Source organism: Mycobacterium sp. IS-836 (assembly GCF_001954275.1).
Lineage (GTDB): Bacteria > Actinomycetota > Actinomycetes > Mycobacteriales > Mycobacteriaceae > Mycobacterium.
Genome location: NZ_MBEU01000041.1, coordinates 37,565 through 46,529 on the forward strand (window position 1 = coordinate 37,565; position 8,965 = coordinate 46,529).

An 8,965-nucleotide genomic window follows, 5' to 3' on the forward strand; every position below is an offset into this window, starting at 1 on the left:
CCATCATCGACGACTGCGGACGCCGGAGGCCCGCCGAGCCGCCCGGTTCAGCCCCGAGCCGGGCTCCTCGTACCTGGCGTAGGCGTCGACGATTTCGGAGACCAGCCGGTGACGCACCACGTCCGCGCTGGTCAACTCGGCGATGTGGATGTCGTCGACGCTTTGGAGGATGTCGACCGCCGATCGCAGGCCCGACCTGGCGCCCCCGGGCAGGTCGATTTGCGTCATGTCCCCGGTGACGACGACCTTAGACCCGAAGCCCAGCCGGGTGAGGAACATCTTCATCTGCTCGGCCGTGGTGTTCTGCGCCTCGTCGAGGACGATGAACGCGTCATTAAGGGTGCGACCGCGCATGTACCCGAGCGGCGCAACCTCAATCACCCCGGCGGACATCAGCTTTGGGATCAGCTCGGCTTCCATCATGTCGTAGAGCGCGTCATACAGCGGCCGCAGATAGGGATCGATCTTCTCGCTGAGTGTGCCGGGCAAAAAGCCAAGGCGCTCACCGGCTTCCACGGCCGGCCGGGTCAGGATGATCCGGCTGACCTGTTTGGTCTGTAGCGCGTGGACGGCCTTGGCCATCGCGAGGTACGTCTTCCCGGTGCCCGCCGGGCCCACTCCGAAGACGATGGTGTTGGCGTCGATGGCGTCGACGTAACGCTTTTGGTTCAGCGTCTTGGGCCGGATCGTTTTGCCGCGGCGCGACAGGATGTCCAGCGTGAGCACTTCGGCCGGTGACTCGTTGCCGGTCCCGACGAGCATGGCGACGCCGTGGCGCACCACCTCCGGCGTCAACGGTTGTCCGCTGGCCACGACCGCAATCAGCTCGGAAATCGCGCGCTCGGCGAGCGCGACATCGGCGGGTTCTCCCGACAGGGTGATGGTGTTGCCGCGCACGTGCAGGTCGGCGTTGAGCATCCGTTCCAATGCCCGCAGGTTCTCGTCGGCCGAACCCAACAAGCCCACGACGAGATCGGGCGGAACATCGATGCTGCTGCGAACCTGAGCAGAGGCCGATGCGTCAGCGGCGCTGGTCTCGCGTGGCGTCACGTGGTTTCCGATACCTGCTTCCTCGGCTTGTCAGGGGCTTGCTCAGCTGACTCAGTCTACGCCCGGCGTCCCGGATGGTCAGCTCTCAGAGTCTCGGCGTGCACCCTAGCCATCGTCGCTTGCGGCAAGGGCCCGGATCAACCGTTCTATGACGGCGCCGGCTTCCCGGCGCGCTTGAGCAGGATCGCTTGCGCGCGCAACGAAGAGCGTCGCCTCTCGCATGGCGCCCAGCATCGTCAGCGCGGTCGCCTCGATGGGTTGCGGTGGGATGCGGCCGGTCTCGACGGCGTTAGCGAGCAGCGCGCGCACCATCCCGGCGTTGTAGCGATTGCCGATCTCGGTCCACCGCGTCCAACCGAGCACCGCCGGGGCGTCCACCAGCACAATGCGCTGGATTTCGGGATCGGAGCAGGCGTCCAACCAGAATGCGGCGCCCAGGCGCAGGACCTCTACCGGGTCGGTTTCGCCGGCCGCGGCGATCGCTTCACCCATGCGGGCGGCGACTTCGCCCTCGACTTGCTCAAATACGGTCGCGAACAACTCGGTCTTGTCGGCGAAATGGTGATACAGGGCACCGCGCGTAACGCCCGCGGCGCGCACGATCGCCTCCAAAGCCACCTCGGCGAAACCCTGCGCCGCGAACAACGGCCGCGCCGCGGCGACCAGCGCCTCCCGTGTTTCCGCGGAACGCGCGGCTTGAGTTCGGCGGTCGTCATTCAATTCATCTTGCCTTTCATACATACCGTATGTAGGTTCGTACATACCGTATGAATCTTCGGTCCCAAAGATAGCAGTTGGATGCGCGAGATCGAGTCAAGGAAAGGAACGCGGTGAGATGAGTTCCGCGATACAAGCCGTCGAGGCGGACCGCACGGCGCTGCTGGCAATTTTCCCGCTGATAACGGACTCGGCCTGGGCGCAGCCCAGCGGCTGTCCGGGGTGGTCGGTGCAGGACGTGGTGTCTCACATGGCATGCAGTTTCTGGCTGGCTGTGGACCCGTCGCGGTTGCCCGATCCCGCAGGCCGGCCCGCGGAGCGTGCTGCAGACCTGTATGTCGAGTCGCGTCGCTCCATGACTACCCAAGAAATCGTGGCCGACTACGAATCGGTCAGCGCGAAGGGCCTCGAGGTCCTCGCCGCGGCGGAGGGCCAGGACTTCGAGGTACCGCTTGGCGACGTCGGGACCTATCAGTCGTCGGTGATTCCAACGGCTTTCGCCTTCGAGCACTACGTGCACATCAGATACGACTTGTTCGAGCCGCACGGCCCGCTGCACGCACAACCCCCCGCCTCCGACGGATTGCGGCTTGAACCAACTCTGGACTGGATCGAGGCATCGTTGCCCCAGCAGAATGCGGCCCTGCTCGAACGCATCGATGACGCGATGGAGATCCACGTCACCGGCGCGTGTAACCGCACGCTTCGCCTCGGCGATGGCGACGTGACGGCTCAGATCACTTCGGACTCAGACGCATTCGTGCAGTGGGTCACCCAACGCGGCACCTGGGAAGCCCTCGGCGTGCAGGCCGAAGGGAGCAAGTCCAACCTGGAACTCGCGCGTCAGCTGAGAGTGTTCTGACGCGATCCGTTGCTGCTGACCCCGCTATCGCGAGGCTGTAATTTCGCAGGGAAAGTGCGAGTGAGGGCCTGCAAAATTACAGGCTCGCGGGATCGTCCCATCGGCCGGTCAGCACGCCCAGCGCGCCCAGCGCCACCGCGGCCGCGCTCGACGTCCGCAGCACCTGCGGGCCGAGCCGAACCGCCGCCGCGCCCGCGACCGTCAACGCCGCAAGCTCGTCGGGCGCGATACCGCCCTCCGGGCCGACCACAAGCAACACCGAATCAGCCTGTCCCACAGCGACATCCGCGAGCCCCTCGGTCGCCGACTCATGCAACACCAACGCCTTTGCACCCGCCGTCACCTCGTCGCGGATCAGTTGCGTCAAAGCCGCGGTGGCCAGCACGCCGTCGACCGCCGGGATGCGCGGCCGACGGGATTGGCGGGCCGCTGATCGGGCGACGGCGCGCCAGCGGCGCAGACCCTTGTCGACCTTCGCGCCTCGCCAGGTGGCCACACACCGAGCCGCCTGCCAGGCCAGGAACGCGTCGGCGCCCGCCTCGGTGGCCAATTCGATCGCCAACTCCGAGCGCTCGGACTTGGGCAAGGCCTGCACCACCGTCACGGTGGGCCGCGCGGGCGCGACGCACCAGCGCTCCTGCACCCGGGCACACAGCCCGTCGCGCCCGGCGTGCTCGACCACGCAGCGGGCCAGGCCGCCGGCTCCGTCGCCGAGCACCAGCTGCTCGCCGGGACGGATCCGGCGCACGGTGGCGGCGTGAAATCCTTCCTCGCCGTCGACGACGGCCAGCGCCCCGGCGTCAGGCAGTGCGTCGATGTAGAACAGGGTCGCCACCATGTGCGCGGTCCGTGGGACTGTGGCTAGCGCCCGGTGAAGGTCTCGCGGAGCCGGCTGAACAGCCCACCGCCGCTGTGCGTCGAGCGGACCTCGGCCACCTCGCGGCTGCGGCGGTTCTTCAGCTCGCGCAGCAGTTCGCTGTCCTGATGGTCCAGCCTTGTCGGGACCACCACCTCGATGTGAACGTGCAGATTGCCCCGGGCGCTGGAGCGCAGGTGCGGCATCCCGTGCCCACGCAGCGTGATGACCGAACCCGGTTGTGTGCCAGGCGGAATGGTGATCTCGCTCATGCCGTCGAGGATGGCGTCAACGGTGACTGTGGTGCCCAGCGCCGCGTCGACCATCGGCACCGAGATCGTGCAGTGCAGGTCGTCGCCGTCGCGAACGAAGATGTCATGGGCCTGCTCGTGCACCTCGACATACAGGTCGCCCGCCGGCCCTCCCCCGGGCCCGACCTCTCCTTGGGAGGCGAGCCGGACGCGCATGCCGTCGCCGACGCCGGCGGGGATCTTGACGCTGATTTCCCGACGGGCGCGCACCCGGCCGTCGCCCATGCACTGGTGGCACGGATCGGGGATGACCACGCCGACACCGCGGCAGGTCGGACAGGGCCGTGACGTCACCATCTGGCCCAGCAGCGAACGCTGCACCGTCTGGACTTCTCCGCGGCCGCCGCAGGTGTCGCAGGGAATCGGCGCGGAATCGCCGTTGGTGCCCTTGCCCTGGCAGCGGTCGCACAACACCGCGGTGTCGACGGTGACCTGCTTGGTCACGCCGGTGGCGCACTCCTCGAGGTCCAGCCGCATCCGCAGCAGCGAGTCCGACCCGGGCCGCACCCGGCCGATGGGTCCGCGCGATGTGGCGCCCCCGCTAAAGCCGCCGCCGAAGAAGGCCTCGAAGACATCGCCCAAACCACCGAAACCGCCGCCGAACCCTCCGGCCGAGGCGGCGGCGTTCTCCAGCGGATCCCCACCCAGGTCGACGATCCGGCGTTTCTCCGGGTCGCTGAGCACTTCGTAGGCGACGCTGATCTCCTTGAATTTCGCCTGCGCGGCCTCATCGGGGTTGACGTCGGGATGCAGTTCGCGCGCCAGCTTGCGATACGCGCGCTTGATGTCCGCATCGCTGGCGTTTCTGCTCACGCCGAGCAGCCCGTAGTAGTCGCGTGCCACGCCTGACCTTTCTTACGCCGCGCCTATGCGGCTATCCACAAATTGTTTGGGTGCGCAGTCATCGAGCACCCAGGACCTCACCGATATAGAGAGCAACCGCGGCCACGCTGGCGATAGTTCCCGGATAATCCATCCTGGTGGGTCCCAGCACACCCATCCCGCCATACACCGTGTCGGTGGTGCCGTAGGCGGTGGACACCATCGAGGTGCCCGCCATCTGCTCGACCGCGGTCTCGTGACCGATGCGCACCGTCACCTTGCCGGCTTCCTGCTGCGCCGCCAGCAACCGCAGCACCACCACCTGCTCCTCGAGGGCCTCCAGGATCGACCGCAGCGAACCGCCGAAGTCCGCGGCGTTGCGGGTCAGGTTGGCGGTGCCGCCCATCACCAGACGTTCCTCGGTGTGTTCCACCAGGGACTCCAACAACACGGTCGCCGAACGGCCCACCGCGTCGCCCAAGCCTCCGGAACCCTCGAGATGGCTGGCAAGATCGGCCACCGCCGTCGACGCCGCCGCCAGCCGTTTGCCTTCCAACGCCTGGCCGAGCATTTCACGCAGTTGCGAAAGCTGGTGATCGTCGATCACGTCGCCGAGTTCGACGATTCGCTGATCGACCCGGCCGGAGTCGGTGATGACCACCATCAACAGCCGCGCGGGCGTCAGGGCGATCACCTCGAGGTGGCGCACGGTCGAGGTGGACAGCATCGGGTACTGGACCACGGCCACCTGCCGGGTCAGCTGAGCCAGCAGGCGCACCGCACGGCGCAACACGTCGTCGAGGTCGACGCCGGACTCGAGGAAGCTTTGGATCGCGCGCCGCTCGGCCGACGACAGCGGCTTGACGTCGTCGAGCCGGTCGACGAACTCGCGGTATCCCTTCTCGGTGGGCACCCGTCCGGAGCTGGTGTGGGGCTGGGCGATGTAGCCCTCGGCCTCCAGCACCGCCATGTCGTTGCGGACCGTCGCGCTGGACACGCCCAAGTTATGGCGTTCCACCAATGATTTAGAGCCAATCGGTTCCTTGGTGGCGACGAAGTCGGCGACGATGGCACGCAGCACCTCGAAGCGACGCTCGTCCGCGCTTCCCATCGACGTCCACCTCCTTGATCGCGTCCATTTTACGGTCTCGAGAGGCGCGAACTGCCAAGAGCGGGCCTCGGCGCCAGCCGCCGACGATTTTCCGGCTAGCCTGTCCAACATGCATTCGTCGGGCCGGGGCGACGCGTCGCGGAAGATCCACCAATGATTTTCAAGGGCGTGCGGGACGGTAAGCCCTATCCCGAGCACGGGCTTTCGTACCGGGAGTGGTCCCAGATTCCCCCGCAGCAGATCAGGCTCGACGAGTTGGTCACCACGACCACGGTGCTCGCACTGGACCGGCTGCTGTCGGAGGACTCCACCTTTTATGGCGACCTTTTCCCGCACGCGGTGCGGTGGAAAGGCATCACCTATCTCGAGGACGGCCTGCATCGCGCGGTGCGCGCCGCGCTGCGGAATCGCACCGTGCTGCATGCCCGGGTGTTCGACATGGATTTGCCGCTGAGCCAGCAGACCTAGCCGTTAAAGGGGGCCCGGTCACGTTCGAGCGCCGCCAGGTGTCGACCTAGTAAGGACGACATTCAAGGAGGACCGCCATGCCCCGTCTCAAGGGAGTGTCCGACCGCGACGCCGGCCCGGGCGCCAAGATCGCTTTCTTCTTCACCAGACGCAAGCTGGCTCAGATGACCGGCCTGGAAACGGCCGGGATGCTAGAGCCGCTGCGAATGTATGCGCACATCCCGCGGCTGCTCAGCGCCATCGGCAAGCTCGAGATGGCCGAGTCCAAGCTGGATATCCTCAGCCCGCGCGAGCGTGCGCTGGCCGAGCTGAAGGCGGCGACTACTGTGCGCTGCGAGTACTGCATCGACCTCGGTTCGCAGATCGCACGCCAGTGGGGAATCACCGACGAGGAGCTGCTCGCGATGGCCGATTACCAGAACGCCTCGTGCTTCTCCGACGTCGACAAGCTGATCCTGGCGTATGCGACCGCGATCAGCCGCACCCCGGTCGAGGTCAGCGACGAGCTTTTCGATGCGCTGCGCGCCCACTTCGACACGCCCCAACTCGTCGCGCTCACCCACGTGATCAACCTGGGCAACTTTCGCGCCCGATTCAACATCGCGCTCGGCATCGGGTCGTCCGGCTTTTCCGGCAACCGGGTGTGCGCCCTGCCCGACACACAGCGGGACACCGGTCGCACGTGACCGCGTCGCTGACGGAACGTTTTGAGGCAGCCCGACCACAGCTGGGCGCCATCGCATATCGCATGCTGGGCTCGATCGACGACGCCCAGGACGCGGTGCAGGAAGCGTGGCTGCGGCTGCGTCGCAGCGGCGCGGACGGCATCGCCAACCTCGACGCCTGGCTGACCACCGTGGTGGCCCGCATCTGCCTGAACATGTTGCGCGACCGCCACTCCCGCGGTCGGGAGGAATTGGTCGCCCATCTACCGGACCCGATCGTCGATCCGGTCGGCGAGTCCGATCCCGAACACCGCGCGATGCTGGCCGACGCGGTGGGCCTGGCCCTGTTCGTGGTGCTCGATACGCTGCCGCCGGCGGAGCGGCTGGCGTTCGTGCTACACGACGTCTTCACCGTCCCGTTCGACCAAATCGCACCCATCGTCGACCGGACGCCGGAGGCGACCCGCAAGCTGGCCAGCCGGGCACGCCGGCGCATCGAGCAGGCGGACCCGGTTCCCGACGGCGACCTCACCGCACAACGCGAAGCCGTCGACGCCTTCTTTGCGGCGGGACGTAGCGGCGACTTCGACCGGTTGGTGTCGGTGCTGCATCCCGACGTCGTGCTGCGCGGCGACTTCGGCGCCGGGACACGCGGCTTCCGGGCCGACGGCGCGGCCTCGGTGGCCAGGCTGGCCCGCAGTTACGCGGGCCCCGAGCGCGAGGCGAGGGCCGCGACCGTCAACGGCGCCGCAGGCGCGGTGATCTTCGTCGGCGGGCGCGCCACGGCGATCATGGGATTCGTGGTGCGCGACGGACGCATCGCGGCCATCGATGTGCTGGCCGACCCGGCGCGCCTCGCCAAACTCGACCTACGCGCGCTGGGCGGCGATCACTGAACGGCCTGCAGCAACTGCATCGCCGACGCCCGTGATAGCACCCAGCCGCCGCCCTGACTGACGAACGAGAGGTTCTGCGTGACCGGCGACGTCAGCTTGGGTCCGGAGACCGCAACGTCCGCGGTGGACGAACCGGACGCCGTCGGCTGGATGTTCGACACGTCGAACGACAGCGGCAGGTCGCCGTTCTTCGCCGCCTTCTGCAGCTTCTTGTCCGCGACGTGAGCTTCGATCCCGCTGATGCCGCCTTCAACCAGATTGCTCTTGCTGGAGAACGGAACATTGGGATCGGCCAGGCTGGTCAGCACGCTGGTCAACTGGTCGGCGGTCGGCACGTTCGCACCCGGAACCGGTGGCGCGGGAGGCGCCGGATCCTGCGGCAGCGGCGCACCGACCGCGGCCAGCCGGACGGAGGCCAGATCGCTTGGCGCCGCGGCGAAAGCGATGGCGGTCGCCGCTCCCCCGATGACGGCCACGGTTGCCACGCCGGTGGCAAAGAACTTGACGGTTTTCATCGTCCCCCTTTCATGGGCACGGTTACTTTAGGCCCGCGCATGTGTGTCCAATCTATGCGCTGGCTGTGTAGACGCCCAGAATCGGTGTCGTTAGCCCGTCGCGGTCGACGCCTGAATCAGAGCGAGCGCGGCGTCATGCTGCAGGACCCAGTTGCCGCCCTGATTGATGAACACGAGGTGCTTGGTGACCGGCCCGGCGAACTTCGGACCCGAGATGGCCACGTCGGCCTGGGCCATGTTCGGGCCGGCGGGCGCAATGTTGGTCACGGCGAACGTCTCCGGAAAGTTCCCGTTCCGGTAGGCCTTCCTCAGGTCGTGGTCGGCGACCATACCCTCGTTTTGAGGGATGCCGTTTTCAACGAAGTTGACCTTGTCCCTGTAGTTGACGCCCGGGTCGGTTACTTGGGTGCACAGCGTGGACAACTGCTCCGGGGTGGGCAGTTGGCCCGGCAACGGCGGCGGGGGCGGCGGGTCTTGCGGCAGGGGCACGCCGACCGCGGCCAGCTGCACCTGATCGGTGCTAGCCGGGACGAATGCGGCCGACGTCACGCCAATGCCGGCGGCGCCGATGGCGGCCACGGCCGCAACGCCTGTGGCGGCGGATTTCAAGGTCGTTGTCAAAGTGGTTGTCATGGTCAGGTCCTCCCCCTGAGTTGCACCTGGAATGTGGCGGACGGCCTCACACCGTTCGT

General features: G+C 67.2%; 11 protein-coding genes. 4 read left to right on the forward strand and 7 right to left on the reverse strand.

Translation table 11 applies throughout. The features are described 5' to 3' along the window. Window positions 1–3: 3 nt before the first annotated feature. Together A5747_RS12080 and A5747_RS12085 are read right to left on the reverse strand one after the other, a co-directional pair. Window positions 4–1,050, reverse strand: coding sequence for a PhoH family protein (locus A5747_RS12080; protein ID WP_076124386.1), 1,047 nt, complete (start codon window positions 1,048–1,050; stop codon window positions 4–6). Between the two features lie 105 nt (window positions 1,051–1,155). Continuing rightward, entirely contained in the window at window positions 1,156–1,770 is a 615-nt protein-coding gene (locus tag A5747_RS12085) for a TetR/AcrR family transcriptional regulator (protein ID WP_369805074.1), read from the reverse strand. 115 nt (window positions 1,771–1,885) lie between these two features. On the opposite strand from A5747_RS12085, the gene A5747_RS12090 reads away from it, so the two are divergent. Continuing rightward, on the forward strand, window positions 1,886–2,629 hold the full coding sequence (locus A5747_RS12090) for a maleylpyruvate isomerase family mycothiol-dependent enzyme (RefSeq protein WP_076124390.1): 744 nt from the start codon (window positions 1,886–1,888) through the stop codon (window positions 2,627–2,629). 76 nt (window positions 2,630–2,705) lie between these two features. On the opposite strand, the gene A5747_RS12095 is transcribed toward A5747_RS12090, so the two are convergent. From A5747_RS12095 to hrcA, 3 genes are read right to left on the reverse strand one after another with little or no spacing between them, the layout of a single operon-like run. Continuing rightward, on the reverse strand, window positions 2,706–3,467 hold the full coding sequence (locus A5747_RS12095) for a 16S rRNA (uracil(1498)-N(3))-methyltransferase (protein ID WP_076124393.1): 762 nt from the start codon (window positions 3,465–3,467) through the stop codon (window positions 2,706–2,708). A gap of 23 nt (window positions 3,468–3,490) precedes the next feature. After that, window positions 3,491–4,639 (reverse strand): molecular chaperone DnaJ, encoded by a 1,149-nt coding sequence (dnaJ, locus tag A5747_RS12100; RefSeq protein WP_076124395.1) that lies wholly within the window; start codon window positions 4,637–4,639, stop codon window positions 3,491–3,493. Window positions 4,640–4,697: 58 nt separating this feature from the next. Next, window positions 4,698–5,729, reverse strand: coding sequence for a heat-inducible transcriptional repressor HrcA (gene hrcA, locus A5747_RS12105; RefSeq protein WP_076124397.1), 1,032 nt, complete (start codon window positions 5,727–5,729; stop codon window positions 4,698–4,700). 153 nt (window positions 5,730–5,882) lie between these two features. Between hrcA and A5747_RS12110 the strand changes: the two genes are divergently transcribed. The 3 genes from A5747_RS12110 (at window position 5,883) to A5747_RS12120 (ending at window position 7,758) form a co-directional block, all read left to right on the forward strand. After that, window positions 5,883–6,197 (forward strand): type II toxin-antitoxin system VapB family antitoxin, encoded by a 315-nt coding sequence (locus A5747_RS12110; RefSeq protein WP_076064663.1) that lies wholly within the window; start codon window positions 5,883–5,885, stop codon window positions 6,195–6,197. Window positions 6,198–6,274: 77 nt separating this feature from the next. Further along, the gene (locus A5747_RS12115) at window positions 6,275–6,883 is read left to right on the forward strand and encodes a carboxymuconolactone decarboxylase family protein (RefSeq protein ID WP_076124400.1); all 609 of its coding nucleotides are present in this window, start codon (window positions 6,275–6,277) and stop codon (window positions 6,881–6,883) included. Further along, a complete protein-coding gene (locus A5747_RS12120) occupies window positions 6,880–7,758 on the forward strand; it encodes a sigma-70 family RNA polymerase sigma factor (protein ID WP_076124403.1) in 879 nt (292 codons plus the stop codon). The genes A5747_RS12115 and A5747_RS12120 overlap by 4 nt, the downstream gene beginning before the upstream one ends. Here A5747_RS12120 and A5747_RS12125 read toward each other — a convergent pair. Further along, window positions 7,752–8,273 (reverse strand): hypothetical protein, encoded by a 522-nt coding sequence (locus A5747_RS12125; protein ID WP_076124405.1) that lies wholly within the window; start codon window positions 8,271–8,273, stop codon window positions 7,752–7,754. The two genes, A5747_RS12120 and A5747_RS12125, sit on opposite strands and share 7 nt — an antisense overlap. A gap of 90 nt (window positions 8,274–8,363) precedes the next feature. Next, window positions 8,364–8,906, reverse strand: coding sequence for a hypothetical protein (locus A5747_RS12130; RefSeq protein WP_076124408.1), 543 nt, complete (start codon window positions 8,904–8,906; stop codon window positions 8,364–8,366). Between the last annotated feature and the right edge of the window lie 59 nt (window positions 8,907–8,965).